At 61.7% G+C, this 19,824-nt stretch carries 8 protein-coding genes and 3 rRNA genes; 6 read left to right on the top strand and 5 right to left on the bottom strand.

The annotated features are described in order from the left end of the window. Positions 1–56: 56 nt before the first annotated feature. Complete coding sequence (locus BUS42_RS31925; protein WP_074313855.1) at positions 57–2,003, top strand: tetratricopeptide repeat protein; 1,947 nt, start codon at positions 57–59, stop codon at positions 2,001–2,003. Between the two features lie 687 nt (positions 2,004–2,690). Here BUS42_RS31925 and BUS42_RS31935 read toward each other — a convergent pair. The 5 genes from BUS42_RS31935 to BUS42_RS31960 form a co-directional block, all read right to left on the bottom strand. Further along, positions 2,691–4,628 carry a sulfatase gene (locus BUS42_RS31935; RefSeq protein ID WP_074313860.1) on the bottom strand — a complete coding sequence of 646 codons (1,938 nt, stop codon included), beginning with the start codon at positions 4,626–4,628 and terminating at the stop codon, positions 2,691–2,693. A gap of 56 nt (positions 4,629–4,684) precedes the next feature. Continuing rightward, entirely contained in the window at positions 4,685–6,151 is a 1,467-nt protein-coding gene (locus BUS42_RS31940) for an alkaline phosphatase family protein (protein WP_074313862.1), read from the bottom strand. A gap of 1,211 nt (positions 6,152–7,362) precedes the next feature. Next, positions 7,363–7,471: ribosomal RNA gene (gene rrf, locus BUS42_RS31950) — 5S ribosomal RNA — on the bottom strand. 251 nt (positions 7,472–7,722) lie between these two features. Next, positions 7,723–10,530: ribosomal RNA gene (locus BUS42_RS31955) — 23S ribosomal RNA — on the bottom strand. Positions 10,531–11,152: 622 nt separating this feature from the next. Next, positions 11,153–12,666 (bottom strand): 16S ribosomal RNA (locus BUS42_RS31960). The 16S, 23S and 5S rRNA genes sit together here, the layout of an rRNA operon. A gap of 605 nt (positions 12,667–13,271) precedes the next feature. On the opposite strand from BUS42_RS31960, the gene BUS42_RS31965 reads away from it, so the two are divergent. From BUS42_RS31965 to BUS42_RS31985, 5 genes are all read left to right on the top strand, one after another. Beyond that, positions 13,272–14,333: a substrate-binding domain-containing protein gene (locus BUS42_RS31965; protein ID WP_074313864.1), complete on the top strand. Its 1,062-nt coding sequence runs from the start codon at positions 13,272–13,274 to the stop codon at positions 14,331–14,333. Then, positions 14,330–15,820: a sugar ABC transporter ATP-binding protein gene (locus BUS42_RS31970; protein WP_074313866.1), complete on the top strand. Its 1,491-nt coding sequence runs from the start codon at positions 14,330–14,332 to the stop codon at positions 15,818–15,820. The genes BUS42_RS31965 and BUS42_RS31970 overlap by 4 nt, the downstream gene beginning before the upstream one ends. Before the next feature lie 202 nt (positions 15,821–16,022). Further along, positions 16,023–17,051, top strand: coding sequence for an ABC transporter permease (locus BUS42_RS31975; protein WP_254053923.1), 1,029 nt, complete (start codon positions 16,023–16,025; stop codon positions 17,049–17,051). A 22-nt stretch (positions 17,052–17,073) separates the two neighbouring features. Continuing rightward, the gene (locus BUS42_RS31980; protein WP_074313870.1) at positions 17,074–17,826 is read left to right on the top strand and encodes an SIMPL domain-containing protein; all 753 of its coding nucleotides are present in this window, start codon (positions 17,074–17,076) and stop codon (positions 17,824–17,826) included. A 335-nt stretch (positions 17,827–18,161) separates the two neighbouring features. After that, a complete protein-coding gene (locus BUS42_RS31985) occupies positions 18,162–19,721 on the top strand; it encodes an oligosaccharide flippase family protein (RefSeq protein ID WP_256386213.1) in 1,560 nt (519 codons plus the stop codon). Positions 19,722–19,824: the final 103 nt, after the last annotated feature.

A 19,824-nucleotide genomic window follows, 5' to 3' on the forward strand; every position in this document is an offset into this window, starting at 1 on the left:
CGTTCGACACGTCGACAATCAGAGATGTGGTTCCCGACGTCGACAAGGATCAAGACATGCGGATCAGGCGGATCCCCCTCCCCTTCCTCATCGCGACCGGTTTGCTGGTCGTCCTGACGAGCCCTGTCTCCGCGCAGCGTGTCGGGGACGTTCGAGCCGAGGCACTCCGGCTTTTTGAAGCCGGCGACTATCGATCGGCGGCCGCTCAATTCGACGAACTCTTGAAGCGGAAGCCCCGTGATCTCGAGGCACGATCGAAGCGCGGAATCGCCTCTCTTCGCCTCAACCAGCCTGCGCAGGCCGTGGCCGATTTCGATGCGGTGATCCGGATCACCCCTTGGTCGTATTCCTCGCACATCGACCGCGGGATCGCCCGCGTGATGCTCGGCGATTACGAGGATGCCCGCAAGGATTTCGACCAGTCGCTCGGTCTCCTCGCGCTCTCGTTCAAGCGAGATCCCACCAGCCTCGCGAACGCGCATTGCGGCCTCGGGCAAGTGGCGCACCGGCTGGGGCAGGACGATGTGGCGATCGAGCAGTACGGCGAGGCGATCCGGGCCAACCCGAGCGATCCGAGCGGCTTCCTGGGTCGGGCCGAGGCGCTTGTCTCGAAGAAAGACTTCGAGGGGGCCCTGCCCGACTTCGGCGAGGCGATCCGGCTCAACCCCAGACAATCGCGGGCGTACGCCTTCCGCGGCGACGCCCTCTGGCAACTCGGGCGACTCAAAGAGGCACTCGCGGACTTCGATCTCGCGGTCGAGCTCGATGCCGACAATGAGGAGGCGCACAGCCGCCGCGGCTCTTTGCTTGCCCAGTTGGGCGAGAACGAGCGGGCCCTTCCCGACCTCGACGCGGTGATTCGGCTCGATCCCCGCCGCGCGGCGGCCTATAAGGATCGCGGCGGAGTCCTCGTCAGACTCGGTCGCTACGGACCTGCGATTGAAGACCTGAACAAGTCGATTAAACTTGACCCTCGCCGCGCCACGTCGTATCAGAATCGAGGGGCCGCCTACAGCGGACTGGGGCAGTATGAGAAGGCGGTCGACGACTTGAACGAAGCGATTCATCTTGATCCGATAAACCCCGGGGCGAGGACGAATCTGGGGCTGGCCCTGTTCGCAGTCGGGCAGTACGAACGGGCCCTCGCCGAGATGAATGAGGCGACGCGGTTGGCGCCAACCAATTCGCTGGTGTTCCTCAACCGGGCGGGTGCCTACGCTCGGCTCGGTCTGCTCGAGCGAGCGATCGAAGACTACAACGAGGCGCTTCGACTCGATCCGAAAGCGATCCTGGCGCATGTGGGACTGGGCAAAGCGCACGACAGTCTGGGCCACCGCGTCCAGGCGATTCACAATTACGACATGGCCCTTCAGCTCAATCCGTCGAACGCACGCGTGTATACCAGTCGGGGCAATGCGCGACGGGCCGAGGGGGATTGGAAAGGGGCCCTCGGGGATTTCACCAAGGCGATCGAGATCAACCCGAAATTCGCCGAGGCCTACGTCTTGCGCGGCTGGTCCCTGCTCTGTTCCGACCGTGACGGCGCGGACGCCGACGCTCGCGCTTATCTGGCGCTCCAGGAACGGCCCGATTCGTCCACACTCTACATGTCATTGCTCGGAGCGCTCGGAGCGCGGCGGGCTGGGAACGAAACCGAGGCCCGCGTCTTCCTCGCCAAGGCCCTTTCCGGCACCAACGGCTCGGCCTGGCCGGGACCGGTGCTTCGATACATGTACCGAGCTCTGCCCGCGCAGCAGATGCTCGAAGCGGCGGGCGACGACCTTCAGAAGACCGAGGCCCACGTCTTCCTGGCGCTCGACCTTCTCCAATCCGGCAAGCAGAACTGGGCCGTCGACCACCTTCGCTGGGCCCGCGATCACGGCGTGGCCCATTCCTCCTCGGCCGACCTCGCCAGGGTCGTTCTGCTCAGCCTCGAAACCAGCAACCTCGAGCCCATTCCCCAAGCAAGCGCGACGCCGGGAACACCGACCGCTCGACAATAGAGCGGTTTCCGTCACGGTCGTGCTCCCTGGGACCGCGGGCGTCCCGCCCGAATTCTGATTTTAAAAATAATCGAATCGAAGCGGGTTGGAAATCGATGAGCAAGCCCGCCCGGCACCTCGCGAGCCCGAAAACGAACCCACGGTCGAAGCGTGAGAGTGTCTGAATTACTCGGAACGTCGCGCGTCGCGTGCGTCTTTTTTCCGAGCCTGCCGATCCGTCTTGAACACGCAACCCAAGAAATACTTGCATCGCGAGCAGACGATCGTCTTGTCTCGATCCTGGTCCGAGATCCCGATCGCCAAATTGCAGCTCGGACAATGCACGAGCTGTTTGATGGACGACACAGGCTCATTGAGGAACCTGGGATACTCCGCGAGGCAAGCCGGACAAAAGGTCGCATCCGGGCCCACCGTGAAATCGCCTTCGTAACCGCATGACGGACAGGTCCGATCGGTCCTGACCTTCCCAGGCTCGTCCGTGCCCGCCACCCACGAGAGGACGTTCTCGTCGGAGGCTCGGTCGCAGTCCGGGCACGACCCGAGGGCGGGGTCGAGCGGCTGACCACACGAAGTGCATCGATTGACGTCCTCCATCGTGACCATCGTAGCACAACTGTCGTACATCGCAAGTGAGCCGGGTGGCTTGCCTGGCCGTAGCAGCGTAGCAGTTCCCCACCCACGTTCTTGTCAGCGTCGCTCGGGTTTGAGCGCTTCGATCAGGGCCGCGCGGGCCGTGGCGAGTGCGGACCCGGAGTCCTGCCTCTTCGCGAGGTTCTCCGATTCAGTGGGATCGGCGTCGAGGTCGTACAGTTCTTCGTGGCTGTTGCCGCTGCGGATGTACACCTTGCCGTCGACGATCAGCGAGCTCATTGAACCTCGAAAGACCGGTGAGCGGCCATTGTTCGGGTTGTTCTTCGCCGGCGCGGCAACTTCGGAGAGCACCGGATCCGTGACGGGATCAATGTTTCGAGCCGCGGGATCCCAGTGCCGCGCGAGCGACGTTCCCGGGAATCGATGCGCCTCATCAGGTTGACCGACCAGGTCGAGTACCGTGGCCGGGAGGTTGCGCAGGCTCACGGGTTGCCGCACGCTGACCCCCGCGGGGACGCGCCCGGGCGCGACGATCAGGAGGGGCACGTGCACTTCGCCTCGGTAGAGACTGCTGGCATGCCCGAAGAGCTGGTGCTCACCGAAGGCTTCGCCGTGGTCCGAGGTGATGACGACGACGGTGTTTCGCAGCGTTCCTTGGCGCTCGAGTTCCTTGAGGAGTCGGCCGACCTGGGCGTCCATGTGTGCAATGCAGTCATCGTAAGCGTCGCGGGCCAGAGCAACGTCTCGGGGTGAGAGTCGCCGCTTGTTAGCCTCCCAGAACGCGTTCAGGAGCGAGTAATCCGCACGGCTCTCCGGGCTCAGTCCAAAGTGCTTGGCGCAACCATCGGGCATCAGATACGGCGTGTGAGCGTCAAACAGGTTTAAGAACAGGAAGGCGGGGCGATCGCCTTGGTTCGCGAGCCATCGAAGCGCGTCGCGCTGGATTCGTGACGAATCCTTGTACGGTCTCGCCGGCGCTGTCACCGTCTTGGAACGCGTGGATCGGGCCGCGACCGCGACGATTTTTTCGAGGAAGACCTGGCCGAATGCGGCCGAGTGAAGCACGCTCGAAGCGGAGACTTCATGGTCCTCGTAGTGAATGAACCCGCGATTGAGTCCCGTCTCCGCGCTACAGTAGAGGGTGTTCGCGATGAACCCTCCGGTGGCGTACCCGCGATCGCGGAGCGTCTCGGCCAGAGTGGGGACATCCGAATCGAGCGGTTGGCCGTAGCCGGCCGAGAGGTCATGAGGCCATCGCCCCGTGAACATGCTCGCGTGTGAAGGGAGCGTCCAGGGGGCCGCCGACCGAGCGTGCTCGAACCGGACCCCTTTACGTGCCAGGCGGGCGAGATTGGGGGTCGTGTCTCGGGAATAGCCATAAAGGCTCATATGCTGGGCGCTCACGGTGTCCAGCACGATGAACAAGACGTGGGGTGCCCCGGCCGCGGCGCGAGGCAGGTTTGTCATCACGCGATGTTCCGTCCAGGCCTCACGTCCGATCGAGAGGCCGACCAAGCCCATGACGATTCCGGCGAGCACGGGGAACGTGAACGGAACGAGTCGGCCCGAGTTGAGGCAGGACGCCTCGACTCGAGGCGCCGCCCGATAGGCCAGCCCACAGGCGAGAATCGCGCTGGCGATCGGATGAATGGAGTGGACTGCGAGGGAGAGGCTCAGCAGGGAGACGAACCCGAGGAAGAAGGCTGCGCGTCGGGTCGAGAACCTCGACCACTTGCTGACGAGCCGTCCGAGCAACGCGCCGAGGGCGCTGAAAAGGAGGAGGTGGAAGAGGGGAATCATCCAGGCAATCTGCCGGTTCATCTGAAAGAAGCCGGGCGTCCCGTCGCGGAGCTGCTTCTGCGCGAGGACGAGTGCGAGCTCGGTGGGGCCGGTCAGCAGCCCGAACCAGACGGACACCATCAGCACGCGAAGTGGTTGAGCCCGCGCCGCCGCCGGGCGGGGCCCAGCGGTTGGTCGCGAGAGGAGGAACCGACGAAGACGGCGAGGGGTTGAGCTCGTGGCGAGATCCGTCATAAACGTCGACCCTCCTGGTCGAACTCCTGCAAGTCGAGGGCCGCAAGCGAATAAGGTCAGCCGATGTAACCGAGCCCGCTGAGGCGGTCGCGGACCACTTCCTCTTCGGCCGCGGAGTAACCGGCTGGCGCGGTCGCGCTCACTTCCAACCCGGAGACGAGCGACCGCCCCTGCATCGACTGAGGACGGTCGTAACCTCCCAGTTCCAGCAGGGTGGGGGCGATATCCAGAAGATGCGCCCCTTGGATTTCGCCTTGGAGCGGGTTGTTCGACGACGCCAGGACGAACGAACCGAATTGGGCGTGGTTGCAGTCGTCGGGGCCGGTATCGTTTTCCTGGACGTGGATCGTCGGGTAGCCGACCCCGCCCACTGAACGCCAGGAGAGCGCTCCAAAGTGAACGATCAGGTCGGGGGCGACGTTCCGGACGTGGCGGAACGCCTCTTCCGGCTTGAACACGAGGGTGCCGAGCCGTTCCCCTTCGGGATCGGTGGTCGCTTCGAAGCGGCCCTTGATCTCGTCACGGAACCGCTCGTACTCGGTCGGCTCGATGATTCCGCGTGGTTCTCGCCCCTTCACATTGAAGAAGACGCGAGCGTAGTAACCCCCCTCGCTCCAGACTCGCGTCTTGTCCCAGTTCACGTCGAGCTTACTGAACGGCGTGACTTTTTCGGGATACTGATTCAGGACCAGCAACCCCTCGCGGATCAACCATTCGTTGACGCAGAAGCCGCCGTCGAGCTTACGCGCTCCGTGGTCGGAAACGACCAGCACGACCGTGTCGTCGGTCAGGAGCTCCAGGACCCGACCGATCTCCTCATCGAGATGTCGGTAGTAGTCGCGGATCATGTTTTGATAGGGATTGCCCGGCTCGTGCAGCACATGCTCGGGGTCGTGATATTTCCAGAAGCCATGCTGCATCCGGTCGAGACCGATCTCCACGAACTGAAAGTAGTCCCAGTCCGTGTTCTTCATGAGGTGCCGCACGACTTCGAATTGCTTGCGGCTCATGTCGAGGACGGTTTTGCCGAGCCAGTCCTTGTTGTCCGTCCGAAACCCTTTGACATCAACAGGGTAAGGGCCCACCAGGGTGTTGATGTCGTTGCCAATTTCGGCAGGGTGGGTATAGATGTCTTTGGAGGTGTCGGGTGTCAGGAAGCAGCCGACGGAAACGCCGTTCAGCTTGCGGGGTGGGTACGCTGGCGGTACGCCAACGACAACCGACCGTTTTCCCTCACGCGCGACCTGATCCCAAATCGCCAGCTCGCTGATCGACCGCGAGTTGACGATGCCGAGGCCGTCATAAGAATGGTCGACCCGGTTCCGGAACCCGTAGACGCCGAGTGACCCCGGATCCTGGCTGGTCGCCATGCACATCCAGGCGGGGACCGTGATGGGAGGAATGACGCTTTCCAAGCGGCCGTAGCAACCGGCCTCCATCAATCGGCGCAAGTTCGTCAGACGCTCGTCACTGAATAGCAGTTCCGGCGTCGCGCAATCGAGTCCAACGACGAGGATCTTCATGGCCGCAACGAACTCCTTCCGTGCGGAATTGACCCCTCGACTGTTCGTCGAGGCGTCGAAAATGGTCCGAGCAGGGTTCGTCACGTCAGTGACGAGGACCGCACCCGTCAAGATGGGGGCTCAGGAAGCTCTGACGCGGCACGGCCGAATCATGGTCGACCTGCTCATCCGTTGCAAGAGATCCTTGAAGAACCTCGGGAATCGATCGTGTCAAGAAACCATGAGCGAGACGGATCGGTCGTCCCACCCATGGACTCAGGTTCGTGGCGAATCTCTGCCTTTAACCGGCCTCGGTTAACGGGACGTTCTTAGCGGCTGAGTTCCTTGGAGCACACCCTCGACATGGGCCTCACCCGGGTGCGTCCGAGGACCGCGCCAATCTCCCTGGCGCCGATCTTGCCGCGAGTATCTGGGAAGAGTTGTTTGCGATGATTTCGCCAAGCGTCGAGGAATTCTGAGGATCGACCGAAAGATTTTTGAAGCCAAGACGAAGACGTTTCGGCCGAACATCGCTGCAAACCCAACCGCGGCGGCCAGGACGGACGTCATGGGCAACAGCGTTTCCGGACCGAGATAAGCGAATAACAAAGTACGCATCTCCTCGGGCCTCAATGCCCGATTAGGGGGGGCCTCTACCGATCTGGGATAATAACCGGGGAGATGATCCTTCCTGGTGTCTCCTTGCTTAAGCGTCACACGAGACGATCGAGGCAATTAAAAACGAATTCCTTCGGAAGGTCGCTGAGCGAATTGAACGGATTTGACCCCCTCCAGGCTCGTTCATCAAGAGAGGATCGAGCGTCCCTATCATCCCATTCGATGGCTTTATCGGCGATCGAAGCGCCGTTGCATCAATGAATTCACGAGGCGACTGGGGAGTACAGGTCCCTACCTTTCGCTACCGTCAAACTTTCGCTCGCCCTCTAAGGCGAGCGGGGAGCGTAAGTTCCCTGTCCCCTCGCAATGCCACCCCCCATGGTTTTCCGCCAGGAGCTTCCTGGGACCGCGGGCGACCCGCCCGCTCTTGTATTGAATTGAAAGATCAAATTGAATTGCGGGCGGGTCGCCCGCGGTCCCAGGGGGGGCGATCGCTGACCTGCGGGCGGGATTCGCTCACCTTGGGAAGGCGAGCGAAAGCTTCACGCAAGCTAGCGCGCAACAAAAAACGCCCCGACCCTTCGATAAAGAAGGATCGGGGCGTTGCTGAAGGATTCCGGCGATCACCGACTTTCGCGCCAAAGGCACTATCATGGGCCTGACGGGCTTAACGGCCGTGTTCGGAATGGGAACGGGTGGGACCCCGTCAGTATGTTCGCCGGAAAAGCACTCGGCAGGCGATCAAGCCTGCCGAGCACGTGTCAGTCGTTCAGATTCGTGTGGTCATCACGCAAGCTCAAACCGCGCGTTTCGATGGGCATGACCAACCGTCTTCGAGTCTCTTCACGACGCGTGGTCCCCGTATTGGATGGGATCCGTCGCCGTGTGATCGATCGAATGCGATCGGTGAATGATGCAACCCTGATTCCAGTCCGATTCGAGTCCCAATCAAGGGAGCCGGCGGACGGATCGGGGTGGTCAAGCGATCGGCTGTTAGGACCGGTCGGCTGCGGCGATCACTCGCCGTGCACTCCCGGCCTATCGACCTGGTCGTCTTCCAGGAGCCTTCGCACTTGCGTGCTGGAAACCTCGTCTTGAAGAGGGCTTCGCGCTTAGATGCCTTCAGCGCTTATCCTTTCCCGACCTAGCTACCCGGCGATGCCCCGAGCGGAACAGCCGGTACACCAGAGGTCGGTCCTCCCCAATCCTCTCGTACTAGGGGAGACCCTTCGCAAGTTTCCTACGCCCACGGCAGATAGGGACCGACCTGTCTCACGACGGTCTGAACCCAGCTCGCGTACCGCTTTCATTGGCGAACAGCCAAACCCTTGGGACCTTCTCCAGCCCCAGGATGCGATGAGCCGACATCGAGGTGCCAAACCTCCCCGCCGCTATGGACGCTCGGGGGAGATCAGCCTGTTATCCCCGGAGTACCTTTTATCTGTTGAGCGACGGCCTTTCCATCCAGCACCGCCGGATCACTAACGCCGACTTTCGTCCCTGCTCGACTGATGGGTCTCGCAGTCAGGCACCCTTCTACGTTTGCGCTCATGTTGCCAGATTGCCGACCTGGCCGAGGGTACCATTGCACTCCTCCGTTACTCTTTGGGAGGAGACCGCCCCAGTCAAACTGCCCGATGAGCATGGTCCCGGTCCGGGCTACGGACCGGTGAGGATCAGAGTCATTTCAGGGTGGTATTTCACCGATGGCTCCCCGACGGCTGGCGCCGCCGGATCACGGCCTCCCACCTATGCTACACAGAAAGGACGCTGACCCAATGCCAACCTGCAGTAAAGGTTCACGGGGTCTTTCCGTCTGACCGCGGGTACGTGGCATCTTCACCACGGCTACAGTTTCACCGGGTCCCTCGTGGAGACAGTGCTCCAGTCGTTACGCCATTCATGCAGGTCGGAACTTACCCGACAAGGAACTTCGCTACCTTAGGACCGTCATAGTTACGGCCGCCGTTTATCGGGGCTTCGGTCGCCAACTTCAGCTTACGCCTCATCGGCTCCCTTAACCTACCGACACCGAGCAGGCGTCAGACTCTATACGTCCTCTTGCGAGTTGGCAGAGTCCTGTGTTTTTGATAAACAGTCGCTAGAGCCGATTCTCTGCGGCTCTCCTTACGGAGAGCACCCCTTATACCGAAGGTACGGGGTCATTTTGCCGAGTTCCTTCACGAGGGTTCTCCCGAACGCCTTCGGATACTCGCCTAGCACACCTGTGTCGGATTGCGGTACGGGCCGGATGGTTCGTCCCGACAGGGCTTTTCGTGGCCGGCTTGGCATCAGGCTTCCAGATCGAATGCTGTCGGCCTTGCGGCACGGGGTATTCTAGCACCCCGACCTGACTGAAACCGGCGTCCTCTGTCGTTCAACCTTACCATCGGGTGGCGGAATATTAACCGTCTGTCCATCGGCTACGCCCTTGGGCCTCGCCTTAGGTCCCGACTGACCCTGGGCGGATTGACCTTCCCCAGGAAACCTTGTGCTTTCGGCGGACAGGCTTCCCACCTGTCTTGTCGTTACTCGTTCCGGCATTCGCACTCGCCCACGCTCCACAGATCGTTTCCATTCTGCTTCGTTGCGGTGGGCGACGCTCTCCTACCATCAGTTTTTAACCTGATCCGCGACTGCGGCACGACGCTTAGTCCCCGTCATTTTCGGCGCGGGATGGCTCGACCGGTAAGCTGTTACGCACTTTTGAAATGATGGCTGCTTCTAAGCCAACATCCCGGCTGTCACCGCGATCCCACTTCCTTTGCCACTGAGCGTCGATTTGGGGGCCTTGGTCGGCGGTCTGGGTTGTTTCCCTTTTGAACGTGAAGCTTATCCCCCACGTTCTGACTCCCGGGGTCCGTCACGCGGTATTCGGAGTTGGGTTTCGGAGGGTAGGCGGGAAGCCCCCCTACCGAATTCCGTCGCTCTACCCCCGCGTGATATGTCCCGAGGCTGGCCCTAAAGCCATTTCGGAGAGAACGAGCTATCTCCAGGTTTGATAAGACTTTCACTCCTCCCCACGGGTCCTCCCCCAGTTTTTCAACACTGGTGGGTTCGGTCCTCCACGACCGGTTAGGGTCGCTTCAACCTGCCCATGGGTAGTTCACCTGGTTTCGCGTCTACTGCACCCGACTATGGCGCCCGATGAAGACTCGCTTTCGCTACGGCTCCCCCCCTGAAGGGGTTAACCTGGGGCCGGATACAGTAACTCGCCGGATCATTATGCAAAAGGCACGCGGTCACGCGGTCCGAAGACATCGCGCTCCCACCGCTTGTAGGCACGGGGTTTCAGGTTCAGTCTCCTCCCCTAATCGGGGTTCTTCCCACCGTTCGGTCGCCCTACTGGGTTCGCTATCGGTCGTCATCGAGTGCTTAGCCTTGCGGGATGGTCCCCGCCGATTCAGGCCGGGTTTCACGTGCCCGACCCTACTCGGGTACCGAAGAGGGGAGGTTGCATCGTCGCTTACGGGGCTATCACCCGCTCTGGCGCTCCGTTCCAGGAGACTTCAGCTGACGCTCACTCATCCCATGTTATCGGCCCCACGACCCCGAGTGGTGTCCCACTCGGTTTAGGCTGATCCCCGTTCGCTCGCCGCTACTGAGGGAGTCTCGGTTGATTTCCTTTCCTCCGGGTACTGAGATGTTTCAGTTCCCCGGGTCTCTACAGGCATTCCAGGATCGACGTTCGTTGGGCAACTCCCCTGGACTTATCGCAGCCTTCCACGCCTGTCTCTCTGATGACGCCTAGGCATCCCCCCCGTGCCCTTAGGAGCTTGACCACGCCGATCCGGACGCCGCGGTTTCCCGAAAGAAACTCGACGGCCGAACTGGCGAGGGGTCAGTCCCCGATCTCTCTTCGATCGAGTGCCCAGCGTCTCGCGACGCAGGAATCACTCTCACTTTGGGTAACGATCCCAATGTGAGGTCGGTTGCCTCGCGGCAAGCGACTCTCACGCATCCGTAAGGGTTCCACTGTATTGTGGAGAGATTCTTCTACTTTGGTCTGCCACGACCACTTCGTTTGCGGTTCTCACTTGCGTGATCTAACCACCGAATTGAAAAAGAGCTGACCGAACTCCCACGACGGACCCGCAAGGCCGAAGCCTTGAAGTTCCCTCCTGAGAATCCGCACTGGCCGCTGGCCAGGGGGCGAAACCGCGTACGGTCCCGCCCCGCACCCAGCAGTGCAACGCAAACGGAAGAAAGCGAAAGGACCCCTCGGATGAGGGGTCCCCTCCCTGGTCGATCGTGTGTGTGGTTCGAGAACCTTCGTGGGAAGCCGGCGTAAATACCATCTGATCAAGGAGACGGTGCCGATGCGGCCCTTCTTATGAGCCGTCACGAGCATAAAGCCCGATCCGAACCCATTCAGAGCCGAGATTTTCTAAGAAAAATCCTTAGAAAGGAGGTGATCCAACCGCAGGTTCCCCTACGGTTACCTTGTTACGACTTAGTCCCCATCACGGGTTTCATCTTCGGCGCCTGCCTTGCGGCTCCGGCGACTTCGGATGCCCCCCGCTTTGGTGGCTTGACGGGCGGTGTGTACAAGGCTCAGGAACACATTCACCGCGGCATGCTGATCCGCGATTACTAGCGATTCCAGCTTCATGCGGGCGGGTTGCAGCCCGCAATCCGAACTGAGGAACGGTTTTTGCGATTAGCGTGACTTTGCAGCCTAGCAACGCTCTGTCCGCCCCATTGTAGTACGTGTGCAGCCCCAAGCATAAGGGCCATGAGGACTTGACGTCATCCCCGCCTTCCTCCGGCTTAACGCCGGCGGTCTGTCTAGAGTTCCCACCGTTACGTGCTGGCAACTAGACACAGGGGTTTCGCTCGTTAGGGGACTTAACCCAACACCTCACGGCACGAGCTGACGACAGCCATGCAGCACCTGTGCACGTTGTACCTTGCGGCCTCACCGACGTTTCCGCCGGCTAATCCGTGCATGTCAAGCCTGGGATAAGGTTTTGCGCGTAGCCTCGAATTAAGCCACATACTCCACCGCTTGTGTGAGCCCCCGTCAATTCCTTTGAGTTTCAGCCTTGCGACCATACTCCCCAGGCGGGGTACTTCACGGTTTCCCTACGACAGGGAGCCCATCGGCGAGCCCCCTATCCAGTACCCATCGTTTACGGCCAGGACTACCGGGGTATCTAATCCCGTTCGCTCCCCTGGCTTTCGCGTCTCAGCGTCAGTAGGCATCCAGGACCTCGCTTTCGCCACGGGCGTTCCTTCCGATCTCAACGCATTTCACCGCTCCACCGGAAGTTCCAGGTCCCCCTATGCCCCTCCAGACTCGTCGTATCCGCGCCCCTTCCCCGGTTGAGCCGGGGGATTTCAGCGACAGACGCACGAACCCGCCTACACGCGCTTTAAGCCCAATGATTCCGAATAACGTTCGCACGGTTCGTCTTACCGCGGCTGCTGGCACGAACTTAGCCCGTGCTTCCTCCAGGGATCAATCAAGGCCTTGCGACCCTTTTTCCCCCTCGACAGGAGTTTACAACCCGAAGGCCTTCATCCTCCACGCGGCGTCGCTCGGTCAGGCTTGCGCCCATTGCCGAAGATTCTCGACTGCAGCCTCCCGTAGGAGTCTGGGCAGTGTCTCAGTCCCAGTGTGCCGGGCCACGCTCGCACGCCCGGTAGGCATCGCAGCCTTGGTGGGCCATTACCCCGCCAACAAGCTAATACCACGACAGCCCGTCCCAAGACGCCGAAGCTTTGGCAAAACACCGATGCCGGTGTCGTTGCGTCGCTGGGGATTACCCGCGGTTTCCCGCGGCTATACCCAACCTTGGGGTTGGTTACCGTCGCCTTACTCACCCTTGCGCCACTGGCCTTGCGGCCCGTTCGACTTGCATGCCTAATCCACGCCGCCAACGTTCATTCTGAGCCAGGATCAAACCCTTCGAGATTGGTCGTCTCCCCGACTCCGAAGAGCCGAAGATCCGGTCCTCACCTTCCAAAGGGTTGAGGAATTTGCTAACTGGTCGCAGCTCGAGGGCACCGGGGCAAGCCCCTGCTCCCTCGTGCTGTTGGCTGTTGGATCCGTCTCCGTCGCGATTCGACCTCCAACCAAACGGGGTCGAGACGACTCAAACGGCTCCACGCCGGCTTCCCTCAAAGGTTCTCTTCAACCACAAGAACCACGATCGACCGGATTGTCAAAGAACGAAGTTGCTATCGATGCGATTGGCCGGAGCGACTTGCCTGTGAAGGCGTGTCACGCCGGCCGACCCTACCGACAACATCGCGGCCCGCTGTCTTGGTCGTCGGTTTCCCGCCGCCAGGTCAGCCGGCCGTTTCGTTGTCACCCGTGGTGACACAGGCGACAAGGACTATATTAACGGGATCCTGGCCGGAGTCAACTCGTTAGTCCCCATTTCTCATTCATTTCGAGTAAGACCTCTGAAAGTGTTCGCGTGTACAGTTGCGTTTGGTGGCGGCTTGCGTTGGTTGGAAACGGGCCTTACGATGGCACTTAATCCACCTTAATGAATGTGTTTCAGGGAGAGACTTCATGACGCGCCCGCGTTTCGAATGGTCTTTGCTGAGTGTTCTGCTGGCCCTTTCCCAGCCGGGGTGTGGAGGTGCGGGAAGAGAGGGCCATGCTGCGCCGGGGGCCGTTCGTGGCGAGGCCAAACGCGTCTTTTTCGTGGGGTTTGATGCGAGTGCGCCGCTCGTTAATGCCTTGAAGCAAGATAAGCTCCAGGGGATTGTGGTCCAGAACCCCTACCTCATGGGCCAGCTCGGGGTCAAAACCCTGGTTCAGCATCTCGAGAAGCAGCAAGTTGAGCCCCAGGTTTCAACCGGTGAGACGATGGTCACCCCCGACAATATGGAGGAGCCGGCAATCGCGCCTCTGCTTCATCCCGTCAAAGCGGAGAATCGGGCGGAAGGGAGTCTGTCGGGGAGCAAGACGAAGAAGTGGCGGGTGATGGTTATCCCCAAGGGGACGACCCACGAGTTCTGGATGACGATCCACGCGGGCGCACTCAAAGGGGCGGCCGACATGGGGAACGTCGAGGTGATCTGGCAGGGTCCTCAGAAGGAGGATGACCGGCTTCAGCAGATTCAGCTCGTCCAGAGCGCGGTCGCGGCCGGCGTCGATGGGATCGTCCTGGCTCCGTTGGATGCCCGGGCTCTGGTCAAACCGGTCGAGGACGCGGTGGCCAAGGGGATTCCGGTCGTGATCATCGACTCAGGGCTCGAGTCGAAGAAAATCGTCAGTTACGTCGCCACGGACAACTATCATGGTGGAGTTCTCGCCGCGAAACGGTTGGGTGAGCTCCTGAAAGGCGAGGGGAAGATCATCTTGCTCCGTTATGCGGTCGGCTCCGAGAGTACGGAGCAGCGCGAACGCGGATTCACGGACACGATGAAAAGCGAATTCCCCAAGATCCAGTATCTCTCCGACACCGAGTATGCCGGCGCGACCTCGGACACCGCGCAGCAAAAATCACAGAGCCTGGTCACGCGCTATCGCGGGCGGGTGGACGGGATCTTCTGTTGCAATGAGTCGAGCACGTTCGGAATGCTTCGCGCCTTAGAGGGGGCCGGCATGCTGGGTTCGCGGCCATGACCCCTCCCCTGCTGGAGATGCGCGGGGTCTCGAAGTCGTTTGGCGCGAGCCGCGCGCTCGATCATGTCTCACTCGAATTAAGAGGAGGCGAGGTCCACGCACTCATCGGAGAGAATGGGGCCGGTAAAAGCACCCTGATGAAGATCCTGAGTGGCGCCTATCGGCCCGATCAGGGGCAGATGGAGATCGGGGGCGTTGCCTACGCGCCTCGAGGTCCGCGCGGCGCCCGCAGCCTCGGGGTGGCCATGATCTACCAGGAGCTGACGCTCGCACCGCACCTTTCGGTCGAGGCGAACGTCATGCTCGGCCAGGAGCGTGTCGTCGCCGGCTTGGTCAGGCGGGGAGAGCATCGCCGCCTGGTGACCCAGGCGCTTGACCTGCTCAATCATCCGGACATCCGGCCGGACGCGTTGGCCGGAAGTTTGAGTGTCGGCGCGCAACAACTCGTCGAAGTCGCCCGCGCCCTGGTCGCGGACGCTCGCGTCATCGTCTTCGATGAACCGACGAGCTCGCTGACCGAGCGCGACGCCGAGCGTCTGTTCGAAATCATTGATCGGTTGCGTGCCAAAGGACTGGCCATCGTCTACATCAGCCACTTCCTCGAAGAGGTCCGTCGGGTCGCCCAGCGCTATACCGTGCTTCGCGACGGCCGTTCCGTGGCCACGGGGCCGGTGGCCGGGACGGAACTTTCGACGATGATCGGACAGATGGTCGGCCGCGACCTCACCGAGCTCTTCCCACGGGTGCCCCACGAGCCGGGCGAACCGATTCTGGAATTAACCGGCCTGTCGGGGCGGCCGCTCCCGAAAAAAGCGGATTTGGTGCTTCGACGTGGTGAAATCCTCGGGATCGCCGGCCTGGTGGGCGCGGGCCGGACCGAATTGCTCCGCGCGATTTTCAACCTTGATCCGGTGCGGTCGGGCTCGGTTCGCGTGAACGGGATTACCAGTCGGAACGCCACTCCTCGACTGCGGATTCGCCAGGGGATGGGATACCTCAGCGAAGACCGCAAGGGAGAGGGACTCGCGCTGGGCCGCTCGATCGAGGACAATATGACCTACTCGGCCCTCGACCAGTATTCACGCTGGGGATGGCTCGACCTGGGCAGGCGGAGATCCGAGGCCGCGAAGTGGATGGCCAAGCTCCGGATCAAGGCGGTCGGTCCTGGCCAGGTGATCGGCGACCTTTCCGGAGGCAACCAGCAAAAAGTGGCGATCGCCAGGTTGCTGCACCAGTGCGCTGACATTTTGCTCCTCGACGAGCCCACGCGGGGGATCGACCTCGGGTCGAAGGCCGAGATCTATCGTTTGGTCGGTGAGTTGGCCGCGCAAGGGAAGGCGATCATCATGGTGAGCTCCTACCTCCCGGAACTCTTCGGAATCTGCGATCGGATCGCCGTCATGTCTCGGGGGGTTCTGAGCGAAGCACGCCCGGTCTCGGCCTGGACTGAGCACGCCGTCATGGAAGTTGCGACCGGAGGCTGTTGAGATTTCGATGACGATCGAGTTTCTCGGTCAGGAGTGCGACTGACGCGGGTCGATGGTGGATTTCGGTTCGTGAACTCCCCGCGCGTCGCTTGGGAATGGCTTGTAATGACAGTGCGCGTCGGCGATGCTCAAAATCCTCGTGCGAACCGCGGAGATCATCGTTCGGGCATTCTCGAAATTGATAAAACAAGGGGGCGGCCACGTGGGAGTCAGCGCGGTCGAAGTCGGACGTGAGAAAGGATCGCCCGCGCTCCGAGGGACCTTGGGTTGGGTCTGGACGGTCTTCGGACCCTTCCTCGGATTGATCCTGATCACGGTCCTGTTCGCGTACCTGACGCGGCATTCGGGTTCGTTCCTGACCACCTATAACTGGAGGACGATCGCGGTGCAGACCGTGATCGTCGGCACGGCGGCACTGGGAATGACCGTGATCATGATCGCCGGGGGGATCGACCTCTCGGTGGGTTCGGCGGTCGCTCTGGTGACGGTGGCGATCGCCCTGGCCGTGCGTGACCTGGGATGGCCGATGCCGCTGGCGATGGCCGGAGGAATCGTGGTCGGGGGTCTTTGCGGGCTCTGGAATGGGGCCTTGATCACGGGACTCGGCGTGGTGCCCTTCATTATTACGCTTGGCGGGCTGAAAATCTTCCGTGGCCTGGCGAAATGGCTCTCCTCGAGCACGGCGGTCTACGTCCCGGACGAGGCGCAGGTCTGGTGGTTCCCCTCGATCCTGGCCACCGAACCGGAACCGAGCTGGCTGCTCGTGGCTCCGGGGGTCTGGTTGCTGCTCATTTTGAGCGTTTTTTTGGCCTTGGCCCTAAGGCATAGCTTGTTGGGGCGTTATATCTACGCCATTGGCTCGAATGAGTCGACGGCCCGTCTCTGCGGGATTAACGTGCCGCTGGTCAAGCTGGCCGTTTATGTCCTTGCCGGGTTGGCCACTGGTTTGGCGGGGGTGATGCAATACGTTTACCTCAATGCCACGGGCGACCCGGTCACCGCCGACGGACTTGAGTTGCAGGTGATCGCGGCGGTGGTCATCGGTGGTGGCAGCCTCAACGGTGGCGAGGGGACCGTGGTTGGCACCTTGATCGGCTGCTTGATCATGTCCGTGTTGAACAACGGGTGCGTTCACGCCGGGATTCCGAATGCCAGCCAGGACGTGATCATTGGAGCCATTATCGTGGCGGCTGTGACCCTGGATCGATTCCGGCGGCGTCGCGATCTCTGAGGTTTCGAATAGGAGGCGAATCATGATGAGGTTGAGCTTGATCGGTCTGGCGGCCGTGTCGACCGTGTTGGTCTGCTCGTCGCCCGGCGTTGCGGAGGAGAAAATGGAAAAGCCGACGATCTCGGTCAGCGGGACGGGCAAGCTCTCCGCGATTCCGGACATCGCCGAGATCCAGGTGGGAGTACGGTCGCAGGCTCCCACCGCCCAGGCCGCTCTTGCTGCAAATAACGAGTCGATGAATGCGATGCACTCGATCCTGAAGGAGAACGGGGTCGCAACCAAGGATATCCAGACGACCCAGATCCAGGTCAGCCCCGAGTACTCCCAGCCCCCCAACCGGCCCAGGGCGGTCAACGAAGCGGAGTTCGTTCCGCGAATCGTGGGTTACCGGGTCGACAACACCGTACAGATCACCGCACGGCAGATCCCGAAACTCGGCGCGCTGCTCGATGCCCTGGTGACGGCGGGCGCCAACCAGATCCACGGAATTTCGTTCCGGGTCGACAACCCCGAGAAGCTCCTCGATGAAATTCGCCGCAAGGCCATGGCCGACGCGAAGAGCAAGGCCGAATTGCTCGCGGGCGAAGCCGGGGTTGTCCTCGGATCTCCGCTCAAGATCGTTGATGAAGGAGGAGGGCCGCGACCGCCGTCTCCGCTCTATGCGCCTCGCATGGAGATGATGGCGAGGGCGGCGGCACCGATGCCGATTGCCGCGGGCGAGCAGGAACTGGCGGTTACGGTTCACGTCGTCTATGAACTGAAGCCTGGCAAATAGCGCAAGCTGGGTTGAGTTCGTTTAAGTTTGCCGCGCGGTCCAGCCGAATTTTCTTCGGATTGACACTGATCGACCGCGCCAATAGGATGCGGCCGCACCGGCGTCCCTCGCTCGGAGCGATCGGAAAGGGCGGCACTGCCATCACCCGAAGTTTGAGGACGCCTCGCGGACGACTCAGAACCGAAGCACCCTCGTTGATGGAACGATCTCCGTCTCGAATTCCGGTCCGTCTTCTTCCATTGCGTTGAACGGGCCGGAGTCGTGGCGGCAGGAGGGTGGGCTGATCGGTCATCAGGAATGACCGACGGCCAAGCCACAGGGAAGTGCGACCGCGCATGGCCACCACGCTACCATCGTCGAGACTGACGCCTCATCGAGCTTCTGCTTTACCGAATTCTTCGAGCCCCCCCCCGAATCGAGCGCCCGCGCCGCGGCGGATCGCATCGAATTTTGTCTTCATGAGCCTGGCGGAGATCATCTGCCGTGGTGCGTCGGTGGCCGTCACGCTGACGCTGGCGAAGCGACTGGGGATGGCGGACTACGGACGCGTCGGCTTCGCCTTCGATATCGTCTTCTGGCTCGTCCTGCTGGTGCGGGATGCGTTCGAGGTGATCATCTCACGCGAGCTTGCCCGCCACCCGCGGCTGGTTCGCCCGCTGGTCAACCACGTCCTGGCGCTCAGGGGGTTGCTGTCGCTCAGCCTGTTCGTGGGGCTGGTGTCGGTGAGTTCGCTCACGATCTCGACGGCCGCGGACCGGGCGCTCCTCACCCTGTACGGCCTACTGCTTCTGACCACCGCGCTCGGGCTCGACTTCGTCTATCGAGGGACGGAGCGAATGGGACTGGTCGCCCTCTCGCTCTGCATTCGGACTCTGGTCTATGCGACGGGAGTCTGGATGAGCGTCGGGGACGCGTCGCGGATTGTTTGGGTGCCGGCCTGGTTGGCCGTGGGGGAAGCGTGTGGGATCACCTTGGTCTGGGTCTGTTACTCGCGACAGTACGGACTGCCTCGACCCGTCCTCGGCTTCCGGTTCTTGCGGGTCTTTCTCAAGCGGGGCCGATCGATCTGCTTGATCCAGATCGCTCAGACGGTGATTAGCTCGGCCGACCTGATGGTGGTCGACCTGATGAGCCGACGCTGGTCGGACGTCGGCCAGTATGGCGCTCCGCATCGGATGATCACGGCGATCTTGACGTTCGGAATGATCTTTCAACAGGTCACGTTCCCGACGTTGGCGCGGTCGTGGCGGCAAACGACCTCCGCGGGGCGTGATGCGCTCAACGTGATGGTCAAGGTCTTGATGCTCGGCCTGATACCGATCGCCGTCGGAGGCGCTGTGCTGTCGGGGCCGCTGGTGCGGTTCATGCTCACGAAGGAGTATGCGGGGGCGGGACTGCTCCTGGCCTTGGGGATTTGGCGAGCTCCGCTGCTGACCCTGGCCTATCTCTACCAGACGACCTTGATCGCGGTGAATCGCGAGGGGGCGGGAGTTCGCCTGTTACTCGCGGGTGCGGCCACCTCCGCGCCTTTGATTGCGCTCTCCTGCTACACGTTCGGACTTCCGGGGGCGGCGGGGGCCGTCTTGTTCATGGGCCTTTCGTTGGTCATCGCCGGCTATGTGCTCCTGGCGCGGGAAGAGCGTCAGCCCGAGTGGCATCATCACCTGGGGCGGCCTCTCGCGGCCTCGCTGGTCATGGTTCCGGTCTGCCTCTCCCTGGCGCAGTGGCATGTCCTGGCTGGCGTCGGCGGAGGCGCCTTGACCTATCTGGTCACGCTCTGGGCGATTGGCGGCCTTCGGCAGGACGAGCTCCGCGCGATCATCTCCCGCGGAGAACCGCGGACGCCACCGCGGCCGCACACCCAATTTGCGAGCCGGAACCGTGTCGGAAACTGAAGAAGCCAACTGGTAATTCCCCAATAAAGCTGGTACATCTCCGAACTCTCGCGACAACTCGACGCTCGCCGCTGATCGGAACGGATGCCGTGCTTGACAGCGT

The sequence above is a fragment of the Singulisphaera sp. GP187 genome (assembly GCF_900129635.1).
Classification (GTDB): domain Bacteria; phylum Planctomycetota; class Planctomycetia; order Isosphaerales; family Isosphaeraceae; genus Singulisphaera.